At 64.2% G+C, this 22235-nt stretch carries 21 protein-coding genes and 1 pseudogene; 11 read left to right on the top strand and 11 right to left on the bottom strand.

The genetic code is table 11. The annotated features are described in order from the left end of the window. Positions 1–14: 14 nt before the first annotated feature. The 11 genes from hutH (at position 15) to AC05QJ_RS03330 (ending at position 13997) form a co-directional block, all read left to right on the top strand. Positions 15–1547, top strand: coding sequence for a histidine ammonia-lyase (hutH, locus tag AC05QJ_RS03280; RefSeq protein ID WP_476745566.1), 1533 nt, complete (start codon positions 15–17; stop codon positions 1545–1547). Positions 1548–1560: 13 nt separating this feature from the next. Beyond that, a complete protein-coding gene (hutI, locus tag AC05QJ_RS03285; RefSeq protein ID WP_476745567.1) occupies positions 1561–2766 on the top strand; it encodes an imidazolonepropionase in 1206 nt (401 codons plus the stop codon). A gap of 11 nt (positions 2767–2777) precedes the next feature. After that, positions 2778–3578: an N-formylglutamate deformylase gene (hutG, locus tag AC05QJ_RS03290; protein ID WP_476745568.1), complete on the top strand. Its 801-nt coding sequence runs from the start codon at positions 2778–2780 to the stop codon at positions 3576–3578. A 100-nt stretch (positions 3579–3678) separates the two neighbouring features. Next, positions 3679–5045 (top strand): IS3 family transposase gene (locus AC05QJ_RS03295; protein WP_476742730.1). Its coding sequence is split into 2 segments (ribosomal slippage): positions 3679–4158 and positions 4161–5045, totalling 1365 coding nucleotides; the frame shifts between segments, so codons are not numbered across the junction. Positions 5046–5235: 190 nt separating this feature from the next. Beyond that, positions 5236–6207: a prolyl aminopeptidase gene (pip, locus tag AC05QJ_RS03300; protein ID WP_476745569.1), complete on the top strand. Its 972-nt coding sequence runs from the start codon at positions 5236–5238 to the stop codon at positions 6205–6207. Next, positions 6204–6641 carry a D-aminoacyl-tRNA deacylase gene (gene dtd / locus AC05QJ_RS03305; RefSeq protein ID WP_476745570.1) on the top strand — a complete coding sequence of 146 codons (438 nt, stop codon included), beginning with the start codon at positions 6204–6206 and terminating at the stop codon, positions 6639–6641. Before pip ends, dtd begins: the two co-directional genes overlap by 4 nt. Positions 6642–6905: 264 nt before the next feature. After that, entirely contained in the window at positions 6906–8639 is a 1734-nt protein-coding gene (locus tag AC05QJ_RS03310) for a glucan biosynthesis protein G (RefSeq protein ID WP_476745571.1), read from the top strand. Further along, the gene (mdoH, locus tag AC05QJ_RS03315) at positions 8632–11205 is read left to right on the top strand and encodes a glucans biosynthesis glucosyltransferase MdoH (protein ID WP_476745572.1); all 2574 of its coding nucleotides are present in this window, start codon (positions 8632–8634) and stop codon (positions 11203–11205) included. Before AC05QJ_RS03310 ends, mdoH begins: the two co-directional genes overlap by 8 nt. Positions 11206–11394: 189 nt before the next feature. After that, positions 11395–12195, top strand: a complete 801-nt coding sequence (locus AC05QJ_RS03320) for a transporter substrate-binding domain-containing protein (RefSeq protein WP_476745573.1) — start codon at positions 11395–11397, stop codon at positions 12193–12195. 97 nt (positions 12196–12292) lie between these two features. Then, positions 12293–13270: an amino acid ABC transporter permease gene (locus tag AC05QJ_RS03325; RefSeq protein ID WP_476745574.1), complete on the top strand. Its 978-nt coding sequence runs from the start codon at positions 12293–12295 to the stop codon at positions 13268–13270. Then, positions 13263–13997: an amino acid ABC transporter ATP-binding protein gene (locus AC05QJ_RS03330; protein WP_476747860.1), complete on the top strand. Its 735-nt coding sequence runs from the start codon at positions 13263–13265 to the stop codon at positions 13995–13997. Before AC05QJ_RS03325 ends, AC05QJ_RS03330 begins: the two co-directional genes overlap by 8 nt. 120 nt (positions 13998–14117) lie before the next feature. Here AC05QJ_RS03330 and AC05QJ_RS03335 read toward each other — a convergent pair whose 3' ends face one another. From AC05QJ_RS03335 to ubiE, 11 genes and pseudogenes are all read right to left on the bottom strand, one after another. Beyond that, positions 14118–14990 (bottom strand): methyl-accepting chemotaxis protein, encoded by an 873-nt coding sequence (locus AC05QJ_RS03335; RefSeq protein ID WP_476747861.1) that lies wholly within the window; start codon positions 14988–14990, stop codon positions 14118–14120. Next, positions 14973–16034 (bottom strand): annotated as a pseudogene (locus AC05QJ_RS03340) (methyl-accepting chemotaxis protein); the annotation flags it as partial. The gene AC05QJ_RS03335 and the pseudogene AC05QJ_RS03340, both read right to left, overlap by 18 nt. 147 nt (positions 16035–16181) lie before the next feature. Then, positions 16182–16889, bottom strand: a complete 708-nt coding sequence (locus AC05QJ_RS03345; RefSeq protein WP_476745575.1) for a 16S rRNA (uracil(1498)-N(3))-methyltransferase — start codon at positions 16887–16889, stop codon at positions 16182–16184. Then, complete coding sequence (tatC, locus tag AC05QJ_RS03350; protein ID WP_476745576.1) at positions 16886–17674, bottom strand: twin-arginine translocase subunit TatC; 789 nt, start codon at positions 17672–17674, stop codon at positions 16886–16888. The genes AC05QJ_RS03345 and tatC overlap by 4 nt, the downstream gene beginning before the upstream one ends. Then, the gene (gene tatB, locus AC05QJ_RS03355; protein WP_476745577.1) at positions 17671–18096 is read right to left on the bottom strand and encodes a Sec-independent protein translocase protein TatB; all 426 of its coding nucleotides are present in this window, start codon (positions 18094–18096) and stop codon (positions 17671–17673) included. The genes tatC and tatB overlap by 4 nt, the downstream gene beginning before the upstream one ends. Positions 18097–18100: 4 nt before the next feature. Further along, positions 18101–18373, bottom strand: a complete 273-nt coding sequence (locus tag AC05QJ_RS03360; RefSeq protein ID WP_476745578.1) for a twin-arginine translocase TatA/TatE family subunit — start codon at positions 18371–18373, stop codon at positions 18101–18103. Positions 18374–18397: 24 nt separating this feature from the next. After that, positions 18398–18733 carry a phosphoribosyl-ATP diphosphatase gene (locus AC05QJ_RS03365; protein ID WP_476745579.1) on the bottom strand — a complete coding sequence of 112 codons (336 nt, stop codon included), beginning with the start codon at positions 18731–18733 and terminating at the stop codon, positions 18398–18400. A gap of 1 nt (position 18734) precedes the next feature. After that, positions 18735–19127, bottom strand: coding sequence for a phosphoribosyl-AMP cyclohydrolase (gene hisI, locus AC05QJ_RS03370; RefSeq protein WP_476745580.1), 393 nt, complete (start codon positions 19125–19127; stop codon positions 18735–18737). A 73-nt stretch (positions 19128–19200) separates the two neighbouring features. Further along, positions 19201–20805 (bottom strand): ubiquinone biosynthesis regulatory protein kinase UbiB, encoded by a 1605-nt coding sequence (gene ubiB, locus AC05QJ_RS03375; RefSeq protein WP_476745581.1) that lies wholly within the window; start codon positions 20803–20805, stop codon positions 19201–19203. Then, the gene (locus AC05QJ_RS03380; RefSeq protein ID WP_476745582.1) at positions 20802–21425 is read right to left on the bottom strand and encodes a ubiquinone biosynthesis accessory factor UbiJ; all 624 of its coding nucleotides are present in this window, start codon (positions 21423–21425) and stop codon (positions 20802–20804) included. The genes ubiB and AC05QJ_RS03380 overlap by 4 nt, the downstream gene beginning before the upstream one ends. Then, positions 21425–22195, bottom strand: coding sequence for a bifunctional demethylmenaquinone methyltransferase/2-methoxy-6-polyprenyl-1,4-benzoquinol methylase UbiE (gene ubiE, locus AC05QJ_RS03385; RefSeq protein ID WP_476745583.1), 771 nt, complete (start codon positions 22193–22195; stop codon positions 21425–21427). Before ubiE ends, AC05QJ_RS03380 begins: the two co-directional genes overlap by 1 nt. Positions 22196–22235 lie beyond the last annotated feature (40 nt).

Raw genomic sequence — 22235 nt, forward strand, 5'->3', positions numbered from 1 at the left:
CAAGGAGCCAGAACATGCAAGTCTTCAATTTGATTCCCGGCCAGGTGACCCTCGCCGAACTGCGCGGCCTCTACAAAGCGCCGGTGCGCCTGAGCCTGGTTGCCAGTGCAGGCGCGCAGATCGACGCCAGCGTGGCCTGCGTCGAGCAGATCATCGCCGAGGACCGAACCGCCTACGGCATCAACACCGGTTTCGGCCTGCTGGCCTCGACCCGCATCGCCACCCATGATCTGGAAAACCTGCAGCGCTCGCTGGTGCTGTCCCACGCCGCCGGTATCGGCGAGCCGCTGGACGACGCCATGGTGCGGCTGATCATGGTGCTCAAGATCAACAGCCTCAGCCGCGGTTTCTCTGGCATTCGCCGCACGGTGATCGACGCGCTGATCGCCCTGGTCAACGCCGAGGTCTATCCACACATTCCGTTGAAGGGTTCGGTAGGGGCGTCCGGTGACCTCGCGCCGCTGGCGCATATGTCGCTGGTGCTGCTGGGTGAGGGCAAGGCCCGCTACAAAGGCCAGTGGCTGCCGGCGACGGAAGCCCTGGCGGTGGCCGGCCTGCAGCCACTGACCCTGGCGGCCAAGGAAGGGCTGGCGCTGCTCAACGGCACCCAGGCTTCGACCGCCTACGCCCTGCGCGGTCTGTTCGAGGCCGAGGAACTGTTCGCCGCCGCCATCGCCTGCGGCGGCCTCACCGTCGAGGCGGTGCTCGGTTCGCGCTCGCCGTTCGATGCGCGTATTCACGCGGCCCGTGGCCAGCGCGGCCAGATCGACGCGGCGGCCTGCTACCGCGACCTGCTGGGCGATGGCAGCGAGGTGTCCGCCTCCCACGAGCATTGCGGCAAGGTCCAGGACCCGTACTCGCTGCGCTGCCAGCCCCAGGTCATGGGCGCCTGCCTGACCCAGTTGCGTCAGGCCGCCGAGGTGCTGGCGGTGGAAGCCAACGCCGTGTCCGACAACCCGCTGGTGTTCGCCGAACAGGGCGATGTGATCTCCGGCGGCAACTTCCACGCCGAACCGGTGGCCATGGCCGCCGACAACATGGCCCTGGCCATTGCCGAGATCGGCTCGCTGAGCGAGCGGCGCATCTCGCTGATGATGGACAAGCACATGTCGCAACTGCCGCCGTTCCTGGTGGAAAACGGCGGGGTCAACTCCGGCTTCATGATCGCCCAGGTCACCGCTGCCGCCCTGGCCAGCGAGAACAAGGCGCTGTCCCACCCGCACAGCGTCGACAGCCTGCCCACCTCGGCCAACCAGGAAGACCACGTGTCCATGGCCCCGGCTGCCGGCAAGCGTCTGTGGGAGATGGCCGAGAACACCCGTGGCATCCTCGCCATCGAATGGCTTGGCGCCTGCCAGGGTCTCGACCTGCGTACCGGCCTGAAAACCTCGACGAAGCTGGAAGCGGCGCGCAAGACCCTGCGCGATCGCGTGCCGCACTACGACAAGGACCGCTTCTTCGCGCCCGACATCGAAATCGCCGTGGAACTGCTGGCCGACGGTCGCCTGACCGGCCTGCTGCCGGCCGGCGTGCTGCCGAGCCTGTAAAGGAGATGTGCGGATGAGAACCCTCTGGCAGCACTGCCATGTGGCGAGCATGGCGCAAGGCGCCTATTCGATCATCGAGGATGCGGCGATCATCACCCGTGATGGCCGCATCGAATGGATCGGCCCCCGTGCCTCGTTGCCGGATGCCGGCATCGAGCAGCGGGTCGACCTCGGCGGCGCCTGGGTCACGCCGGGGCTGATCGACTGCCACACCCACACCGTGTTCGGCGGTAACCGCAGTGGCGAATTCGAACAGCGCCTGCAGGGCGTCAGCTACGCCGAGATCGCCGCCCAGGGCGGCGGTATCGCCAGCACCGTGCGCGCCACCCGTGCCGCCAGCGAGGACGAGTTGTACGCCAGTGCCCTGCGTCGGGTGCGGGCGTTGATGCGCGATGGCGTCACCACCCTGGAGATCAAGTCCGGCTACGGCCTGGACCTGGCCAGCGAGCGCAAGATGCTGCGGGTCATCCGCCGCCTCGGCGAGCACCTGCCACTGACCGTGCGTGCCACCTGCCTGGCGGCCCACGCCCTGCCGCCGGAGTTCACCGGGCGCAGCGACGATTACATCGAACATATCTGCGAGGTGATGCTCCCCGCCCTGGCGAGCGAGGGGCTGGTGGATGCGGTGGACGCCTTCTGTGAATACCTGGCGTTCAGCCCGGAGCAGGTCGAGCGGGTGTTTCTCAAGGCCCGCGAGCTGGGGCTGCCGGTCAAGCTGCATGCCGAGCAGTTGTCATCCCTGGCCGGTTCCAGCCTGGCCGCCCGTTATCACGGGCTGTCGGCGGACCACCTGGAGTTCATGACCGAAGACGACGCCATCGCCTTGGCCGCTGCCGGCACCGTCGCCGTGCTGCTGCCTGGCGCCTTCTACTATTTGCGCGAAACCCAACTGCCGCCGATGGACGCCCTGCGCAAGCACGGGGTGAAGATCGCCATTGCCAGCGACCTCAACCCCGGCACTTCGCCGGCGCTGTCGCTGCGCCTGATGCTGAACATGGCCTGCACGCTGTTCCGCATGACCCCGGAAGAAGCCTTGGCCGGCGTCACCCTGCACGCCGCCACGGCACTCGGCCTGGGCGAAAGCCACGGCTCGCTGGAAGTGGGCAAGGTCGCCGACTTCGTCGCCTGGGACATCGAGCGTCCCGCCGACCTGAGCTACTGGCTGGGCGGTGAGCTGGACAAGCGTGTGGTGCGCCACGGCGTCGAACTGACTGATTGAGGCAAGCAACGATGGACAAGGTTTTGAGTTTTCACCAGGGCACGCTGCCGCTGCTGGTCAGCATGCCCCACGCCGGCCTGAAGCTGACCCCGGCGGTGCGTGACGGGCTGGTGCCCGCGGCGCGCAGCCTGCCGGACACCGACTGGCATATTCCGCAGCTGTACGACTTCGTCCGCGAACTGGGCGCCAGCGTGGTGGCTGCCGAGTATTCGCGTTTTGTCATCGATCTCAACCGGCCCGAGGACGACCAGCCGCTGTATGTCGGTGCCACCACCGGTCTGTACCCGGCCACCCTGTTCGACGGCAATCCGTTGTTCGAGGCGGGCAGGGCGCCGTCGGCGCAGGAACGGGCTGGCTACCTCGAAGGCATCTGGCGGCCGTACCACGACACCCTGCGCCAGGAGCTGGCGCGGCTGAAGGCGCAGTTCGGCTATGCGCTGCTGTGGGACGCCCATTCGATCCGCTCCCATGTGCCGCACCTGTTCGACGGCAAGCTGCCGGACTTCAACCTCGGCACCTTCAATGGCGCCAGTTGTGCTCCCGAACTGGCCGAAAGGCTGAAAACGGTGTGCGCCAAGGCTGGAAATTACAGCCATGTGCTGAACGGGCGCTTCAAGGGCGGGCACATCACCCGGCATTACGGTGACCCGGTCAACCAGATCCATGCGGTGCAACTGGAGCTGGCGCAGAGCACCTATATGGAAGAGGTGGAGCCGTTTGCGTACCGGCCTGATCTGGCAGGGCCGACCCAGGGGGTATTGCGGGGATTGCTGGAAGCCGTACTGGACTGGGCCCGGCGGCGGTATCACTAACGCGATCGCTGGCAACGCCAGCTCCCACAAGTTCAGCGTACACCGGTGATTGAACTGCGCCCCGGATGTTGGACACCCATCCAGCACCGGGGTGTTTTAAATGATCAAGTATTCCAAGCAGTTCAAGCTGTCCGCCATCAAGGCCTTCCTCAAGCGAGGCCGGGGGTTTCGCCACGTGGCCAGCCAGTTTCAAATAGATCCCACCCTTCTGCGGCGCTGGGTCGTGGCTTACCAGCATCACGGCGTGGCCAGCCTCAAACGCTCTCATCAGCGCCACAGCGCCCAGTTCAAACTCACCGTGCTTCATCGCATGCTGAATGAACAACTGTCTCATCGTGCTGCCGCAGCGCTGTTCAATCTGGGTAATTCGAGTCAACTGGGCAGATGGCAGCAGCAGTATTACAGTGGCGAGCTTACAGCCCAGCTTTCAGCGAAGAAGAGACCGCCTCGTACCATGTCCAAGCAGCCCTCCAAGCCCGATGAAACCTCGGTAGTACCTGACGAGGAGCTCTCGGTCGCCCAACTGCTGCGCAAGATACGCAAGCTTGAAGCGGAGAACGCCTACCTAAAAAAGCTCGAGGAATTAGACGAGGCCAAACTCAGGCAGAAGAAAGCCACCACGAAAAAGCCCGGCTGATTGCCGAACTGCACTCGAGTCATTTGCTGGCCGACCTGCTAGACGCTGCAGGCTTGGCACGTGCCACCTACTACTACCAGCTCAAGACCATCGGAGCTGAGGATAAATGTGCCTCGCTGAAAGCCTCGATCCAGGACATCCAGCACCATCACCGTGGTCGCTATGGCTATCGCCGTGTCACCGCGACTCTGCGTCAGGAAGGTCAGTTGGTGAACACCAAGAAAGTACGCCGCCTGATGAACGAACTGGACCTCAAATGTACGGTGCGACCCAAGAAATACAGGTCATACCGTGGCCTGATGGACGAGGCATCACCCAATATCTTGAAACGGGAATTTACGGCTGATCAGCCCAACCAGAAGTGGGTGACAGATGTTACGGAGTTCAAGGTCGCTGGCGAGAAGCTCTACCTTTCGCCGATTCTGGACTTGTACAACGGGGAAATCGTCGCCTACCAGACTGACACGCGACCGCGCTATGCCCTGGTGGGAACAATGCTTGAGCGTGCACTGAAGAAACTCCCGACTGACAGCAAACCGATGTTGCACTCGGACCAAGGTTGGCACTACCGATACCCTGACTACCGCCAGCGCTTGAAGGATACGGGCCTGGAGCAAAGCATGTCGCGCAAGGGCAATTGCCTGGACAACGCCGCGATGGAGAGCTTTTTTGGCACGTTGAAAGCGGAGTATTTCTACCGGGAACACGTCAAGACAATCGACCAGCTCCGTGCTGGGATTGATGAGTACATTCGTTATTACAACCATGAACGTATCAAAATGAAGCTTGGCGGCCTGAGTCCTGTGGCTTACAGAAACCAGGCCGCGTAGCTTTACGCACCTAATGTCCAACTTTTGGGGCGCAGCTCAGATCCTTGTGGGAGCCGGCGTTGCCGGCGATGAGGCCATAGGCAGTACCCCATGACTACCTGAGAAACACTTGACCCAACGGGGCATGCTCAAAGCGCAATTCAGGTTTATGATGCCCAACGGCAGAATAATTCCCCACACGGAGTGCGTAATGCAGACCTTGTACCCGCAGATCAAACCCTACGCCCGGCACGATCTGGCCGTCGAAGCACCGCATGTACTGTATGTCGATGAAAGCGGTACGCCGGAGGGTCTGCCGGTGGTGTTCATTCACGGTGGTCCCGGCGCCGGCTGCGACGCCCAGAGCCGTTGCTACTTCGACCCCACGGTCTATCGCATCATCACCTTCGACCAGCGCGGGTGCGGCCGGTCCACGCCCCACGCGAGCCTGGAAAACAACACCACCTGGCACCTGGTGGAAGACCTGGAGCGGATCCGTAAACACCTCGGCATCGAGAAATGGGTGCTGTTCGGCGGTTCCTGGGGCTCGACCCTGGCGCTGGCCTACGCCCAGACCCACCCCGAGCGCGTCCATGGCCTGATCCTGCGCGGTATCTTCCTGTGCCGTCCGCAAGAGATCGAGTGGTTCTACCAGGCCGGCGCCAGCCGCCTGTTCCCCGACTACTGGCAGGACTACATTGCGCCGATCCCGGCGGAAGAGCGTGGCAACCTGGTCCAGGCCTTCTACAAGCGCCTGACCGGCAACGACCAGATCGCCCAGATGCATGCCGCCAAGGCCTGGTCCACCTGGGAAGGCCGCACCGCCACGCTGCGTCCCAACCCTCTGGTGGTCGACCGCTTCTCCGAGCCGCAGCGCGCGCTGTCGATCGCCCGGATCGAGTGCCATTACTTCATGAACAACGCGTTCCTCGAAGAAAACCAGTTGATCCGCGACATGGCCAGGATCGCCCACCTGCCGGCGGTGATCGTGCATGGCCGCTATGACGTGATCTGCCCGCTGGACAACGCCTGGGAACTGCACCAGGCCTGGCCGAACAGCGAGCTGAAAGTGATCCGCGACGCCGGTCACGCCGCCTCCGAGCCAGGTATCACCGACGCCCTGGTGCGCGCCGCCGACCAGATGGCCCGCCGCCTGCTCGACCTGCCACTGGAAGAAGCATGAAGGGGTTGCTGCAACGCGTGCGTGGCGCGCGAGTGGAAGTGGAGGGGGAGATCGTCGGTTCCATCGACCAGGGCCTGCTGGTGCTGGTGGCGGTCGAGCCGCACGACACCCCGGCCCACGCCGACAAGCTCCTGCACAAGCTGCTCAACTACCGGGTCTTCAGTGACCCGCAGGGCAAGATGAACCTCTCCCTCAAGGATATCGAGGGCGGCCTGCTGCTGGTGTCCCAGTTCACCCTGGCCGCCGATACCCAGAGCGGCCTGCGCCCGAGCTTTTCCACCGCTGCGCCGCCAGCCCTCGGCGCCGAGCTGTTCGACTACTTGCTGGCCCAGGCCAAGGGCAAACACGGCACCGTCGCCAGCGGTCGTTTCGGGGCTGACATGCAGGTGCATCTGGTCAATGATGGCCCCGTAACATTTATGTTACAAATCTGAAGATAAAAAACCCCCTGTTTGCAGGAAAACAAGGGGTTTTACAGCAAAAATAGTTGGCTGGCCCTGATGCGTTGTAACGCAGCCTGCTAGATAATCGCGCGCTACGTGGGCCGACGTTCGACGGCCTGTTTCACTCTGACTCGAGAACTGTCCGGAACCGTTTGGGGAATCATTGAGCCCTTTCGGAGTCCGAACAGTGCTCGCCAACCCGGCATGTGTCGCTGGCCGTTGGTTCTTTAGATCTGTTTTCGGCGAGGGTTGCTCGTGATTGTAAGTCCCTGTAATGCACCAAGAATGCCTGCCAGTCGGCTGCGCAAGGCCCTGCTCGCGGGTTCGGCACTGGTGTGCCTGCTCAGCGCCGGCCAGCTCTGGGCGTTCAACCTTGACGACGTAGCGGCCAAGGCGAAAGACCTGGCCGGACAGAAGTACGAAGCACCGAAAAGCAACCTGCCTGCCGTCTTCCGCGACATGAAGTTCGGCGACTACCAGAAAATCCACTTCCGCTCCGAAAAAGCCGAGTGGGCTGACGACAAGACTCCGTTCAAGCTGTCCTTCTACCACCAGGGCATGCACTTCGACACGCCGGTGAAAATCAACGAAGTCACCGCCACCACCGTCGAAGAAATCAAGTACGACCCGAGCCGCTTCGACTTCGGCGACCTGCAGTTCGATGCCAAGGCCACCGAACAGCTGGGTTACGCCGGCTTCCGCGTGCTCTACCCGATCAACAAGGCGGACAAGCAGGACGAGATCATGACCCTGCTCGGCGCCAGCTACTTCCGCGTCGTCGGCAAGGGCCAGGTGTATGGCCTGTCGGCCCGTGGCCTGGCCATCGACACCGCGCTGCCGTCCGGCGAAGAGTTCCCGCGGTTCACCGAGTTCTGGGTCGAGCGGCCGAAAGCCGGCGACAAGCATCTGGTGATCTACGCCCTGCTGGACTCGCCGCGCTCCACCGGCGCCTACAAGCTGATCCTGCGTCCGGGCAGCGACACCGTCGTCGACGTGCAGTCCAAGGTGTTCCTGCGTGACCACGTCAGCCGCCTGGGCATCGCTCCGCTGACCAGCATGTACCTGTTCGGCAGCAACCAGCCGTCGAAAGTGCCCAACTACCGTCCTTCGCTGCACGACTCCGAAGGCCTGTCGATCCACGCCGGCAACGGCGAGTGGCTGTGGCGCCCGCTGAACAACCCGAAACACCTGGCCGTGAGCAACTTCAGCGTGGAAAACCCGCGCGGCTTCGGTCTGCTGCAGCGCAACCGCGCCTTCAGCTTCTTCGAAGACCTGGATGACAACTACCAGAAGCGTCCAAGCACCTGGATCGAGCCGAAAGGCGACTGGGGCAAGGGCACTGTCGACCTGGTGGAGATTCCGACCGCCGACGAGACCAACGACAACATCGTTGCCTTCTGGAGCCCGGAGAAACTGCCGGAACCCGGTACCCCGATCGAGTACGAATACCGCCTGCACTGGACCATGGACGAGTCGGCTTTCCACTCGCCTAACCTGGGCTGGGTCAAGCAGACCCTGCGCTCCACCGGTGACGTCAAGCAGTCCAACCTGATCCGTCAGCCGGATGGCAGCGTCGCCTTCCTGGTCGACTTCGAAGGCCCGACCCTCGCCAATCTGCCGGAAGACACCGCTGTGCGCAGCCAGGTCAGCCTGGGTGACAACGCGGAGCTGGTGGAAAACAATCTGCGCTACAACCCTGAGATCAAGGGCTGGCGCCTGACCTTGCGGATGAAGGTCAAGGATCCGGGCAAGGCTGTGGAAATGCGCGCCGCCCTGGTTCGCGATGTCCCTGTCGAACCGGCCAAGCCCGAGAAACAGGAAAAACAGGAAAAACCTGCGAAGCATGACAAGGCCGCGGCGAAAACCGCGAAGGCCGAGCAACCCGCCGAGCAGCCTGCCGCCGACGCGGCGCCCACCACTGGGGCACCGGCCACCACCGAACAGGTGCTGACCGAGACCTGGAGCTATCAGTTGCCAGCCGATGAGTAACTCTTGCGCACGGCCAGAATCGCTTGACGAGTACCTGGCCCATCTACCCCTGAGCGACGAGCAGCGTGCGGAACTCGCCCACTGCTCCTCGTTCAGCGAGCTGCACCAGCGCCTGTCTGCACAGCCGGCCGCCGCTGCCGCCGAACCCGCCCAGGGTTCGGTGGGCAGCCGCCTGAGCCTGCTCAGCGCAACCGATATGGAAGAGGCCGAGATGCTCGGCCTCGACGCCAGCGGCCGGGTCTGCCTCAAGGCAACCCCGCCGATCCGCCGGACCCGGGTCATCCCCGAGCCGTGGCGGACCAACATCCTCGTACGCGGCTGGCGCCGCCTGACCGGCCGCACCAACGCCCCCGCCCCGGAAAAGCGCGAGCTGCCCAAGGCGCGCTGGCGCTGGGTCGGCTCCATGCGCCGCTATATCCTGCTGGCGCTGATGATCGGTCAGACCCTTGTCGCTGGCTGGTACATGAAAGGCATCCTGCCGTACCAGGGCTGGTCGTTCGTCGATCTGGACGAAGTCCTGCACCAGCCGCTGCTGCAGACCGCTACCCAGGTCTGGCCGTATGCTTTGCAGACCTCCATCCTGATCCTCTTCGGCATCCTGTTCTGCTGGGTGTCGGCGGGCTTCTGGACTGCGCTGATGGGCTTCCTCGAGCTGCTCACCGGGCGCGACAAATACCGTATCTCCGGCAGCAGCGCCGGCAACGAGCCGATCGAGGCCGGTGCCCGCACCGCCCTGGTCATGCCGATCTGCAACGAAGACGTCGCCCGGGTATTCGCCGGCCTGCGTGCCACCTACGAGTCGGTGGCCGCCACCGGTGATCTGGACCGCTTCGACTTCTTCGTCCTCAGCGACACCAACGACACCGACATCGCCGTCGCCGAGCAACAGGCCTGGCTGGATGTCTGCCGCGAGGCCAAGGGCTTCGGGCGGATCTTCTACCGCCGTCGCCGCCGCCGCGTGAAGCGCAAGAGCGGCAACCTCGACGACTTCTGCCGCCGCTGGGGCAGCGACTACCGCTACATGGTGGTGCTCGATGCCGACAGCGTGATGAGCGGCGAATGCCTCACCAGCCTGGTGCGGCTGATGGAAGCCAACCCGGACGCCGGTATCATCCAGACCGCGCCGAAAGCCTCGGGCATGGACACCCTGTATGCGCGCATGCAGCAGTTCGCCACCCGCGTCTACGGCCCGCTGTTTACCGCCGGCCTGCACTTCTGGCAGTTGGGTGAATCCCACTACTGGGGCCACAACGCGATCATCCGCATGAAGCCCTTCATCGAGCACTGCGCCCTGGCGCCGTTGCCGGGCAAGGGCGCGTTCGCCGGTGCGATCCTCTCCCACGACTTCGTCGAAGCCGCACTGATGCGCCGCGCCGGCTGGGGCGTGTGGATTGCCTACGACCTGCCGGGCAGCTACGAAGAACTGCCGCCGAACCTGCTGGACGAGCTCAAGCGCGACCGCCGCTGGTGCCACGGCAACCTGATGAACTTCCGCCTGTTCCTGGTCAAGGGCATGCACCCTGTGCACCGTGCGGTGTTCCTCACCGGGGTGATGTCCTACCTGTCGGCGCCGCTGTGGTTCTTCTTCCTGGTGTTGTCCACCGCCTTGCTGGCGACCAACACCCTGATGGAACCCCAGTACTTCCTCGAGTCGCACCAGTTGTTCCCGCTGTGGCCGCAGTGGCACCCGGAGAAGGCCATCGCGCTGTTCTCCACCACCATCGTGCTGCTGTTCCTGCCCAAGCTGCTCAGCGTCATCCTGATCTGGGCCAAGGGCGCCACGGAGTTCGGTGGGCGGATCAAGGTCACCCTGTCGATGCTGCTGGAAATGCTGTTCTCCATGCTGCTCGCGCCGGTGCGGATGATCTTCCACACCCGTTTCGTCCTCGCCGCCTTCCTCGGCTGGGCCGCGACCTGGAACTCGCCGCAGCGTGACGACGACTCCACGCCGTGGAGCGAAGCGGTCCGCCGCCATGGTCCGCAGACCCTGCTGGGCGTGGCCTGGGCGCTGCTGGTGGCCTGGCTGAACCCGAGCTTCCTGTGGTGGCTGGTGCCGATCGTAGGTTCCCTGACCCTGTCGATCCCGGTGTCGGTGATCTCCAGCCGGGTCAATCTGGGCCTGCGCGCCAAGGACGAGAAGCTGTTCCTCATTCCCGAGGAATATTCGACGCCGCCGGAGCTGCTGGCCACCGACCAGTACACCCACGAAAACCGCTGGCATGCGCTTAACGACGGCTTCGTCCGCGCCGTGGTCGATCCACAGCAGAACGCCCTGGCCTGCGCCCTGGCGACTGCGCGCCACGGTGTCGCCGAGCCGATCGAGGCTCTGCGTGCCGAGCGTATCGCCAAGGCCTTGCAGGTCGGCCCGTCCGGTCTCGACGGCAACACCCGCCTGGCGCTGCTGAGCGATCCGGTGGCCCTGGCCCGTCTGCACGATCAGGTCTGGGCCGAGCACAACAGTGCGTGGCTGGATGTCTGGCGTCAGTCCAAGGCCAGCGACCCGCACTCGCCGTTGCTGCCGCTGCATCCTGAAGAGTCTGCCCAGCCAACGCTGGCCAGTGCTTGAATCCTTGCGGGGCGACGTTTGTCGCCCCGCATCGGTTTTCTGGTATCAATAAGTAACAAAGTCTTCACGGACGCTAGGTCCGATGCCCCTCATGCGTTAGCATCCCACCCCGACTATCGCGCGACGTCTGTAGGACTTTTCGCGCAACAATAAAATTCGAGTGTTTTCTTGTTTCTGGGGGACCTGGTGATGTTCAAAAAGTATCTGTCGATGCTGCTGGCTGGCGTCGCTGCCACCGTCGCGGTAGGCACTGCAAACGCTGGCGCCATCGATGACGCGGTCAAGCGCGGCACCCTGCGGGTGGGCATGGACCCGACCTACATGCCGTTCGAAATGACCAACAAGCGTGGTGAGATCGTCGGCTTCGAAGTCGACATCGTCAAAGCCATGGCCAAGTCCATGGGCGTCAAGCTGGAGATGGTTTCCACCGCCTATGACGGCATCATCCCGGCCCTGATGACCAACAAGTTCGACATCATCACCAGCGGCATGACCCTGACCCAGGAGCGCAACCTGAAGCTGAACTTCAGCGAGCCCTTCATCGTGGTCGGCCAGACCCTGCTGATCCGCAAGGAACTGGAAGGCAAGATCAAGTCCTACAAAGACCTCAACAGCGCCGAATACCGCCTGACCTCCAAGCTGGGCACCACCGGTGAGATGGTCGCCAAGAAACTGATCGGCAAGGCCCAGTACCACGGCTACGACAACGAACAGGAAGGCGTGATGGACGTGGTCAACGGCAAGGCTGACGCCTTCGTCTACGACGCACCGTACAACGTCGTTGCCGTGACCAAGGTCGGCAACGGCAAGCTGGTCTACCTCGACGAGCCGTTCACCTACGAGCCGCTGGCCTTCGGCCTGAAGAAAGGCGACTACGACAGCATCAACTTCATCAACAACTTCCTGCACCAGATCAAGCACGACGGTACTTACGATCGAATCCACGACAAGTGGTTCAAGAAGACCGAGTGGCTGAAGGACATGGAATAAGCGACAGCTCCAGGCCGCAAGCTGCAAGCTGCAAGAAAAGGCGGATCGCCACCGGTCCGCTTTTCCTTGCAGCTTGTCGCTTGCGGCTTTCGGCTTAATGGGGATTCCCAACGTGATCAAACACAAGAAAGCCCAGTGGCCCTGGCACGGGCTGACCGCGCTGGTCCTGGTCGGACTGGCGGCGAGTCTGTATTTCGCCACCTCGATGATTTCCTACGAGTGGCGCTGGAACCGGGTGCCGCAGTACTTCGCCTACCAGGCCGAGGAAGCCCACCGGGCCGCCGGCTACGGCACGGTGCAGGAAATCGTCCGCCAGGGCGACACCGCCGTGGTGACCCTGCGTGACGAAGACGGCAATGACCAGGTGCTGGAAGTCGACCAGGCCAGCGTGCAACTGTCCCAGGGCGATGACGTGGCCGAAGGCGACCTGATCGGCCTGACCCACCACTGGGCTGCCGGCCCGCTGGCCTGGGGGCTGTGGACCACGGTGTGGATCTCGGTGGCTTCTGGTGTCATCGGCCTGGTGATCGGTTTGTTCGCCGGCCTCTGCCGCCTGTCCAGCAACCCGACCCTGCGTGACCTGTCGACGGTCTACGTCGAACTGGTGCGCGGTACGCCGCTGCTGGTGCAGATCTTCATCTTCTACTTCTTCATCGGTACGGTGCTCAACCTGTCCCGGGAATTCGCCGGGGTGGCGGCACTGGCGCTGTTCACCGGTGCCTACGTGGCCGAGATCATCCGCGCCGGCGTGCAGTCCATCGCCAAGGGCCAGGGCGAGGCTGCCCGTTCCCTGGGACTGAGCGCCAGCCAGTCGATGCGCCACGTGGTCATGCCGCAAGCCCTCAAGCGTGTGCTGCCGCCGCTGGCCGGGCAGTTCATCAGCCTGGTCAAGGACACCTCGCTGGTCTCGGTGATTGCCATTACCGAACTGACCAAGAGCGGTCGTGAGGCGATCACCACCTCGTTCTCGACCTTCGAGATCTGGTTCTGCGTCGCCGGGCTGTACCTGCTGATCAACCTGCCGCTGTCGCAAATCGCCAGCCGGCTCGAGCGGAGGCTTGCGCAAAGTGATTGAAGTCCGTGATCTGGTGAAAGTCTTCGACACCCGCGGCCAGGTGGTGCGGGCTGTGGATAACGTCAGCACCGACGTCGCCCGCGGCGAGGTGCTGGTGGTGCTCGGCCCGTCCGGTTCGGGCAAGTCGACCTTCCTGCGCTGCCTCAATGGCCTGGAATCGTTCGATGGCGGCAGCGTCGCCATCGACGGCCTGCAACTGGCCGACCCCAAGACCGATATCAACGCCTACCGTCGCGAAGTCGGCATGGTGTTCCAGCATTTCAACCTGTTCCCGCACATGACCGTGCTGGAGAACCTGTGCCTGGCGCAGAAGGTGGTGCGCAAGCGCGGCAAGGCCGAGCGTGAGGCGAAGGCCAGGGCGTTGCTGGAGAAAGTCGGGATCGGCCAGAAGGCCAACGAGTACCCGTCGCGGTTGTCTGGTGGCCAGCAACAGCGGGTAGCGATCGCCCGGGCGCTGGCGATGGACCCGAAGGTGATGCTGTTCGACGAACCTACCTCGGCGCTGGACCCGGAAATGGTCGGCGAGGTGCTGGACGTGATGAAGACACTGGCCCAGGAAGGCATGACCATGGTCTGCGTGACCCATGAAATGGGCTTTGCGCGGGAAGTGGCGGACCGGGTGCTGTTCTTCGATCACGGCAAGTTGCTGGAAGATTCGCCGCCGGAGCAGTTCTTCACCGCGCCGAAGGATCTGCGGGCCCAGGCGTTCCTGCGGCAGGTTCTTTAAGCTTCATCGCTCTTTCGGGTCTCATCGCTGGCAATGCCAGCTCCCACAGGTTCCGTGTGCGCCATCGTACCTGTGGGAGCCGGCATTGCCGGCGATGAGGCCCTCAAGGACAACCTGAAGCTACAGGCGGAACCGCGACACCAACCCCTGCAAATGCGTCCCCAGGCGAGCCAGCTCGACGCTGGACGCCGCCGTCTCTTCGCTCGCCGCGCTGGTCTGATCCGACACATCGCGCACGTTCATCACGCTGCGGTTGATCTCTTCCGCCACTGCGCTCTGCTGCTCCGCCGCTGCGGCGATCTGCTGGTTCATCGACTGGATCGACGACACGGTGCGGGTGATGGTTTCCAGCGATACCCCGGCATTGCGGGTCAGCTCGACGCTGCTTTCAGTCAGGCTGCGGCTGTTGTCCATGACACTGGTCACTTGCTGGGTGCCGCGCTGCAACCCGGCGATCAGTTCCTCGATCTCCTCGGTGGACTGCTGGGTACGCTGCGCCAGGCTGCGCACTTCATCGGCGACCACCGCGAAGCCACGCCCGGCCTCGCCGGCACGCGCCGCTTCGATGGCGGCATTGAGGGCCAGCAGGTTGGTCTGCTGGGCCACCGACTTGATCACGTCGAGGACGCTGCCGATCTTGTCGCTCTCGGCCTTGAGCTGGTTCATCGCGTCGCTGGAATGGCCCACTTCCTCGGCCAGGCGCTCGATCTGGGCGATGACTTCGGAGACCACCCGATCACCCTCGCGGGCCTGCTGGTCGGCCATCACCGCCGCTTCGGAGGCTTCCTCGGCATTACGGGCGACCTCATGCACGGTGGCGGCCATTTCGTTCATGGCGGTGGCGACCTGGTCGGTCTCGACTTTCTGGCTGTTGACCCCGGCGCTGGTCTGTTCGGTGACCGCCGACAGTTCTTCGGCGGCGCTGGCGATCTGGGTCACGCCGTCGCCGATGCCACCGATCAGCTCGCGCAGGCTGACGGTCATGCGCTGCATGCTGCGCTGCAACTGACCCAGCTCGTCACGACGCTGCTCGTTGAGGTCGTGGCTGAGGTCGCCGCTGGCGATGCGGTCCACGGCGGTCAGGGTGTGGCGCAGCGGGATGACGATCTGCCGGGTGATGGCCCAGGAGGCGATGATGCCGAACAGCAGGGCCAGCGCCGTGGCCAGGCCCAGCATCGACTTGGCGTGCTGGGTTTCAGCGTCACGCAATTGCGTCTGCGAGACGGTGAGCTCCTGGCTCAGGTTGAGCAGGCGGGTGCCTTGCTCGCCCATCTGCCGCAGGGCTACCTCGCTGGCCTCCTGGGCGCTGCCGAACTGCACCACGGCACCACGGTAGGCGGCGAGGGATTCGGCGGCGCTGGCGAGGTTGCCATGGTGCTCGGCAGATACCTTGTTCGGCAGGGCCTTGAGCAGGGTCGCGGCCTGGTCGATCGCGGCCAGCGCAGTCTGCTGGAACTCGGCCTTGCCGCTGTAGGTGTAGCCACGGACCTGGAAGCGCGCCTGCTGCAGCAGCTTGCCGACTTCCACGGCATTGTTGAACAGCACCGCGTCACCGTTCTGCAGCAGCGCCTGCTCGACGCTGGCGATCAGTGCTGCGGCCTTGTCGGCGCTGGCACCGAGCACGGCACGGGCCGCTTCGCGGGCGTCTGCGGCGTTTTTCAGCGCGGCGAAGGAGCGTTCGTATTCACGCACCGCTTCGCTCTGCTGTTGCAGGCGCTGGCTGTCCTGGGGCTCGCTGACGCGCTTGCGGACTTTTTCCAGCACGTCGTTCAGCGAGGCCAGGGCATTCGCCACCAGGGCGGTGGAGGCGGCGTCACGGTTGTGTTCGTAGGTCTGGCGGGCGATGCGCAGCACCTGGGTGGCCTGGTACACCTCGGAGATTTCGCCAAGCTTGTCGCCGCGGCTGATCACGCCGCTCAGGCCCGACCAGCCGGTGAGGGTGATGACCAGGGTCAGCAGCAGGACGATGCTGAAGCCGATGCCCAGTTTCAGGTTGACGCTCACATTACCCAGGTGCTGGGCCATCCAACGGTACATGGTGTGACTCCCACTTCGATCGATCAGGCAGATTCTTGTTCTGGCCTTTCTACATCGGCGTGAGCCTAAAGAACTGAAGGTGGCAAAAGCGTCTAAACCGGGTCTGACAGACTAGCCAATAGTCTTATGTGACGTGTGGGTATAGGCTCAGAACAGGCGCGCCAGCAGGGCGGTGACCGCCGTTTCCACCCGCAGGATGCGATCGCCCAGCTGCACCGGGTTGAGCCCGGCCCTGCCCAGCAGGTCGATTTCGTAGGGGATCCAGCCGCCTTCCGGGCCGATGGCCAGGGTCACTGGCTCGCTCACGCCACGGGGGCACGGCGGATGGTTGCCGGGATGGCCGACCAGGCCAAGGGTGCCGTCGGCAATGGCAGGCAGGCGGTCTTCGACGAAGGGCTTGAAGCGCTTTTCGATGATGACCTCCGGCAGCACCGTGTCCCGCGCCTGTTCCAGGCCGAGGATCAGGTTGTCGCGGATGGCCTCGGGCTCCAGGAAGGGGGTTTGCCAGAAGCTCTTTTCCACCCGGTAGCTGTTGACCAGCACCAGCTTCGCCACGCCCATGGTGGCGACAGTCTGGAACACCCGGCGGAGCATTTTCGGGCGGGGCAGGGCCAGTACCAGGGTCAGCGGCAGCTTGGCCGGTGGCGGCTGGTCGAACGTCAGCGACAGCTCGGCTTCGTGGCCCTCCAGGCGCTCGACCCGGGCCTGGCCCATCAGTCCGCCGATACGCCCGACCCGCAGGCTGTCGCCCACGGCCACGCGATGGATCTCTTGCATGTGGGTAAAGCGGCGGTCGCTCAGGACCGCCCGGTCAGCCGCGATGAAATCGGCTTCCTCGAGCAGCAGCAGGTTCACTGTTGCGTCGCTGGCGGCTGGTCGTCAGGGGTGTCGCTGGCGTCGCGTTCCTGGCTGCGCTTGCGGATCAACCCGCCGAACAGCACGCCAACCTCGAACAGCATCCACATCGGCACCGCGAGCAGGGTCTGCGAGAAGATGTCTGGCGGGGTCAGCACCATGCCGACCACGAAGCAGCCGATGATCACGTACGGGCGGACCTTGCGCAGGTACTGCACGTCGACCACGCCGATCCACACCAGCAGCACCACCGCCACCGGAATCTCGAAGGCGACGCCGAAGGCGAAGAACAGGGTCATGACGAAATCGAGGTAGCTGGCGATGTCGGTCATCATCGACACGCCTTCGGGGGTGGCGCTGGCGAAGAAGCCGAAGATCAGCGGGAACACCAGGAAGTAGGCGAATGCCATGCCGGCGTAGAACAGGAAGATGCTCGACACCAGCAGCGGAATGGCGATGCGCTTTTCGTGACGGTACAGGCCCGGCGCGATGAAGCCCCAGATCTGGTGCAGGATGAACGGGATCGCCAGGAACAGCGAGACGATCATGGTCAGCTTGAACGGCGTCAGGAACGGCGAGGCCACGTCGGTGGCGATCATCGTCGCATTGGCCGGCAGGTGCGCGCGCAGCGGTGCCGAGACCAGGGTGTAGATCTGCTGGGCGAAGGAGAACAGGCCGATGAAGATCAGGAAGACCGCCGCGACGCAGCGCAGCAGGCGGGTACGCAGTTCGGTGAGATGCGACACCAGCGGCATTGGCTGGTCGTGTTCCGGAATTTCGCTCATGGGGCTCGCGGCGGTTGGGTCGGTTCGGTAGGCGCGGACGCAGGAGCGATTTCCGGCGCGGCGACGGGGGCCACAGGTGTTTCGGCGGCGGCCGGGGTTACCGCGGCGGGCACAGGAGTGGCGACCGGAGGCACGGGCTCGCTGCCGGGCGTGGTGGCCGGATCGGGGGTCACGCTGTGCGGGTTGAGGATGCGTCGGGCTTCCTGCTCCATGGAGAGGATGTGCTCGTTATGCAGTTGCCGGCGAATGTCGTCAGCACCGATCTCGCGTTCCACTTCCTGCTTGATCGCGTTGAAGCTGCGCTTGAGCCGGCCGACCCAAAGGCCGGCGGTGCGTGCCGCGCCGGGCAGACGCTCGGGGCCCAGCACCACCAGGGCGACAAGGCCGACGAGCAGCAGCTCGCTGAAGCTGATCCCGAACATGAGTTCACTCTTTCCTTGCAGGCTCTTCGACTTTGTGTGCCTGGCCGTCAAAGGTCTGCGGCTGGTTCAGTGGCGCGCTTTGCGGCGGCACTGGCTGTTGGGTGGTCTGGGTAGGCTGGGCCGGTTCGGCAGGCTTGTCGTCTTCGTTCATGGCCTTGCGAAAGCCCTTGATCGACTCGCCCAGGTCGCTGCCGAAGTTCTTCAGCTTCTTGGTACCGAACACCAGTACGACGACGACCAGCAGAACGATCCAGTGTTTCCAGTCAAAAATACCCATGGTGCAATTCCTCGAATGAATTAGTTACGCCGATGGCTGGCGGGCGGCCTTTTCGTCGTGGCCCGACAGTCCGAAACGGCGCTCAAGCTCGTCCAGCACGGCCTGTGGGTGCTGGCCCAGTGCGGAAAGCATGACCAGGCTATGGAACCACAGATCGGCGGTTTCGTAGATGACATCGCTGCAGTCGCCGCTGACGGCGGCGTCCTTGGCGGCGATGATGGTTTCCACCGACTCCTCGCCGACCTTCTCCAGGATCTTGTTCAGGCCCTTGTGATACAGGCTGGCGACGTAGGAGCTGTCGGGGGCCGCGCCTTTGCGCTGTTCCAGCACTTCGGCCAGGTGGGTGAGGGTGTCGCTCATGTCAGTGTCCTGCGCTGTAGATGGCATTCGGGTCCTTGAGGACCGGATCGACGGTTTTCCACTGGCCGTCTTCGAAGACGCGGTAGAAGCAGCTTTCGCGGCCGGTATGGCAGGCGATGTGCCCCAGTTGCTCGACCATCAGGATGATCACGTCGGCGTCGCAGTCCAGGCGCAGTTCATGCAGCTTCTGCACGTGGCCGGACTCTTCGCCCTTGCGCCACAGTTTGCCACGGGAGCGCGACCAGTAGATGGCGCGCTGCTCGGCGGCGGTCAGGGCCAGCGATTCGCGGTTCATCCAGGCCATCATCAATACGCGCCCGGTCTTGTGGTCCTGGGCGATGGCCGGTACCAGGCCGTTGCTGTCCCACTTGATCTCGTCCAGCCAGTCTTTCATGTTCGACTCCAAAATCAGGCCACGGCCCCACGCCAATGCCGGCGGCTAGTGTGCCAGCCGGTGGCGCGGCTGGCTATCGGCGAACCACCAGATAGAGGCCTGCGGCCAGCATCAACCAGGCCGGCCAGGCGCCGGCGGCACTCAGGCTTTCGGCGCCGGCAGCGAGAGTGGCACCACCAGCCAGCAGGGCAGCACCCAGCAGGCGCAGGGCCCAGTGATCCTGCTGCTTCCAGGGGGCCGGCGGATCGTTCAGGTGCGGTTGCGACATGCGTTCGAGCAGATCGCGGGTCATGTTGGCCAGGTGCGGCACTTGCTCGACCTGGCTGTGCAGGTTTTGCAGCAGGTTCTTCGGGCTGACGCGCTCGCGCATCCAGCGCTCCAGGAACGGCTGGGCGGTGGTCCACAGGTCCAGGTCGGGGTAGAGCTGGCGGCCCAGGCCCTCGATGTTGAGCAGGGTCTTCTGTAGCAGCACCAGTTGCGGCTGGACTTCCATGTTGAAGCGCCGTGCCGTCTGGAACAGGCGCATCAGCACCTGGCCGAAGGAAATATCCTTGAGCGGCTTTTCGAAGATCGGCTCGCACACGGTGCGGATGGCCGCCTCGAATTCGTTGAGCTTGGTCTGCGCCGGCACCCAGCCGGAGTCGATGTGCAACTGGGCGACGCGGCGGTAGTCGCGCTTGAAGAAGGCGAACAGGTTGCGCGCCAGGTAGTCCTGGTCCTCGGGGGTGAGGCTGCCGACGATGCCGCAGTCGATGGCGATGTACTGCGGGCTCCACGGCTTCACGGTGCTGACGAAGATGTTGCCGGGGTGCATGTCGGCATGGAAGAAGCTGTCGCGGAACACCTGGGTGAAGAAGATCTCGACGCCGCGCTCGGCCAGCATCTTCATGTCGGTGCGCTGGTCGGCGAGGGTTTCCAGGTCGGTGACCTGGATGCCGTAGATACGCTCCATCACCAGCACTTTCGGCCGGCACCAGTCCCAGTAGACCTGGGGCACGTACATCATGTCCGAGCCTTCGAAGTTGCGCTTCAGCTGGCTCGCGTTGGCCGCCTCGCGCAGCAGATCGAGCTCGTCGTAGATGGTTTTCTCGTAGTCGCTGACCACTTCCACCGGGTGCAGCAGACGGGCATCGGCCGACACCCGCTCGGCGCCGCGGGCGATCAGGAACAGCCAGGCGAGGTCCTGGGCGATCACCGGCTTGAGACCGGGACGTACCACCTTGACCACCACTTCCTCGCCGCTCTTCAGGCGTGCGGCGTGAACCTGGGCCACCGAGGCCGAAGCCAGCGGCTCGACGTCGAAGCGGGCGAACACTTCGCTGACCTTCGCACCCAACTGCTCTTCGATGAGCGCCACGGCTTTTTGCGGATCGAAAGGGGGAACGCGATCTTGCAGCAGCATCAGCTCATCGGCGATGTCAGCCGGCAACAGGTCGCGGCGCGTGGACAGCAACTGGCCGAACTTGATGAAGATCGGCCCCAGGTCCTGCAGCGCCAGGCGCAGGCGTGCGCCACGGCTCAGGTCGAGCTGTTTGCGCGGCAGCCAGCGCCACGGCATGAACAGCCGCAAGGCGGCGAGCCACCAGGGCAGGGGCAGGTCGAACAGCAGGTCATCGAGACGGTAGCGGATGACGACGCGCTGGATGCGCAACAGACGGCGGACGGCAAGCAGCTTCATGCGTTATCGCTGGATTCAAGGGATCGGGCAAGGCGCTCGACGCGCGCCTCGAGGCGTTCGATGTCGAGCTTGAGGGCGTCGAGCTCGCTGAAGCGGGCTTCGGCTTCGCGCAGGCCCACCAGGGTGCGGGACTCTTCGGCCAGGTACTCCGACGCCGTCAGGCTCAGGCTGGCGAGGCTCTGCCGGGTCCACTTCGCGCGGCTGCGCAAGTGGCCGCTGAGCAACTGGGTGGCGACCGGACCGAGCCAGCGGGAGACTTCGTATTCCCAGTCCAGCTCAAGGTCCTGCAGCACGCCGAACAGGTCCAGCAGCACGGCGCTGTCGCCGTCGAGTTCGACCTGCGGGCTGTGCAGCACGGCGGTCTTGTCCTGGCTCAGGGCCAGCTGGACCAGGCTGCTGGCCGGGGCACGCAGGGTGCAGTCGGCGTCGCTGGCCCACTGGCTGGCCAGCAACAGGCCCTCGTCGCTGGGCAGGATGAACAGTTGCAGGGCCGGCTGGCGGCAGTCGATGGCAATCACCTTGCCATCGAGCGGGGCCAGGCGCGGCAGTGCGGTGCTGTCCAGGCGCAGGACACGGTTGAGGCCGTGCTCGACGCTGGCGAGAAGGCCGGCCAGCAGCATCAGGGTTTGATACCCCGGTGCAGGGCGACGATGCCGTTGGTCATGTTGTGGTAGGTGACGCGGTCGAAGCCGGCATCGACCATCATGGCCTTGAGGGTTTCCTGGTCGGGGTGCATGCGGATCGATTCGGCCAGGTAGCGGTAGCTTTCCGAGTCGTTGGTGATCAGCTTGCCGGCCAGCGGCATGAACGCGAACGAATAAGCGTCGTAGACCTTGGACATCAGCTTGCTGGTGGGCTTGGAGAACTCCAGCACCAGCAGCCGGCCACCGGGCTTGAGCACGCGCAGCATGGAGCGCAGGGCGTCTTCCTTGTGGGTGACGTTGCGCAGGCCGAAAGCGATGGTCACGCAGTCGAAATGGTTGTCGGGGAAGGGCAGCTTCTCGGCGTCGGCCTGGACGAACTCGACGTTGCCGGCCACGCCCAGATCGAGCAGGCGGTCACGGCCGACCTTGAGCATCGAGGCGTTGATGTCGGCCAGCACGACCTGGCCGGTAGGGCCGACCAGATGAGAGAACTTGCGGGTCAGGTCACCGGTACCACCGGCGATGTCCAGTACCCGGTTACCGCTGCGCACACCGGACAGCTCGATGGCGAAGCGTTTCCACAAGCGGTGCATGCCGCCGGAAAGCACGTCGTTCATCAGGTCGTATTTGGCGGCCACGGAGTGGAAAACCTCGGCGACTTTGTCGGCCTTCTGGCTTTCCGGAACGTTCTTGTAGCCGAAATGAGTGGTGGGTTCGGCGTGGTCGCCTTTGCGCTGGTCGTTCATATCGCTTCACCGGGAAAAATTACTCGCCATTCTAGGGCGT

It is taken from the genome of Pseudomonas sp. TUM25319 (assembly GCF_056388475.1).

Bases quoted from the DNA above. Each gene is read 5' to 3' on its own strand.
- AC05QJ_RS03335 (WP_476747861.1), bottom strand. From the start codon at position 14,990: ATGCAGCGCATGACCGTCAGCCTGCGCGAGCTGATCGGTGGCATCGGC.
- hisI (WP_476745580.1), bottom strand. From the start codon at position 19,127: ATGAAAGACTGGCTGGACGAGATCAAGTGGGACAGCAACGGCCTGGTA.
- hutI (WP_476745567.1), top strand. From the start codon at position 1,561: ATGAGAACCCTCTGGCAGCACTGCCATGTGGCGAGCATGGCGCAAGGC.
- hutG (WP_476745568.1), top strand. From the start codon at position 2,778: ATGGACAAGGTTTTGAGTTTTCACCAGGGCACGCTGCCGCTGCTGGTC.
- tatB (WP_476745577.1), bottom strand. From the start codon at position 18,096: ATGTTCGGGATCAGCTTCAGCGAGCTGCTGCTCGTCGGCCTTGTCGCC.
- dtd (WP_476745570.1), top strand. From the start codon at position 6,204: ATGAAGGGGTTGCTGCAACGCGTGCGTGGCGCGCGAGTGGAAGTGGAG.
- AC05QJ_RS03325 (WP_476745574.1), top strand. From the start codon at position 12,293: ATGGGGATTCCCAACGTGATCAAACACAAGAAAGCCCAGTGGCCCTGG.
- hutH (WP_476745566.1), top strand. From the start codon at position 15: ATGCAAGTCTTCAATTTGATTCCCGGCCAGGTGACCCTCGCCGAACTG.
- ubiB (WP_476745581.1), bottom strand. From the start codon at position 20,805: ATGAAGCTGCTTGCCGTCCGCCGTCTGTTGCGCATCCAGCGCGTCGTC.
- AC05QJ_RS03360 (WP_476745578.1), bottom strand. From the start codon at position 18,373: ATGGGTATTTTTGACTGGAAACACTGGATCGTTCTGCTGGTCGTCGTC.
- AC05QJ_RS03365 (WP_476745579.1), bottom strand. From the start codon at position 18,733: ATGAGCGACACCCTCACCCACCTGGCCGAAGTGCTGGAACAGCGCAAA.
- tatC (WP_476745576.1), bottom strand. From the start codon at position 17,674: ATGAGCGAAATTCCGGAACACGACCAGCCAATGCCGCTGGTGTCGCAT.
- ubiE (WP_476745583.1), bottom strand. From the start codon at position 22,195: ATGAACGACCAGCGCAAAGGCGACCACGCCGAACCCACCACTCATTTC.
- mdoH (WP_476745572.1), top strand. From the start codon at position 8,632: ATGAGTAACTCTTGCGCACGGCCAGAATCGCTTGACGAGTACCTGGCC.
- pip (WP_476745569.1), top strand. From the start codon at position 5,236: ATGCAGACCTTGTACCCGCAGATCAAACCCTACGCCCGGCACGATCTG.
- AC05QJ_RS03380 (WP_476745582.1), bottom strand. From the start codon at position 21,425: ATGCTGCTGGCCGGCCTTCTCGCCAGCGTCGAGCACGGCCTCAACCGT.
- AC05QJ_RS03320 (WP_476745573.1), top strand. From the start codon at position 11,395: ATGTTCAAAAAGTATCTGTCGATGCTGCTGGCTGGCGTCGCTGCCACC.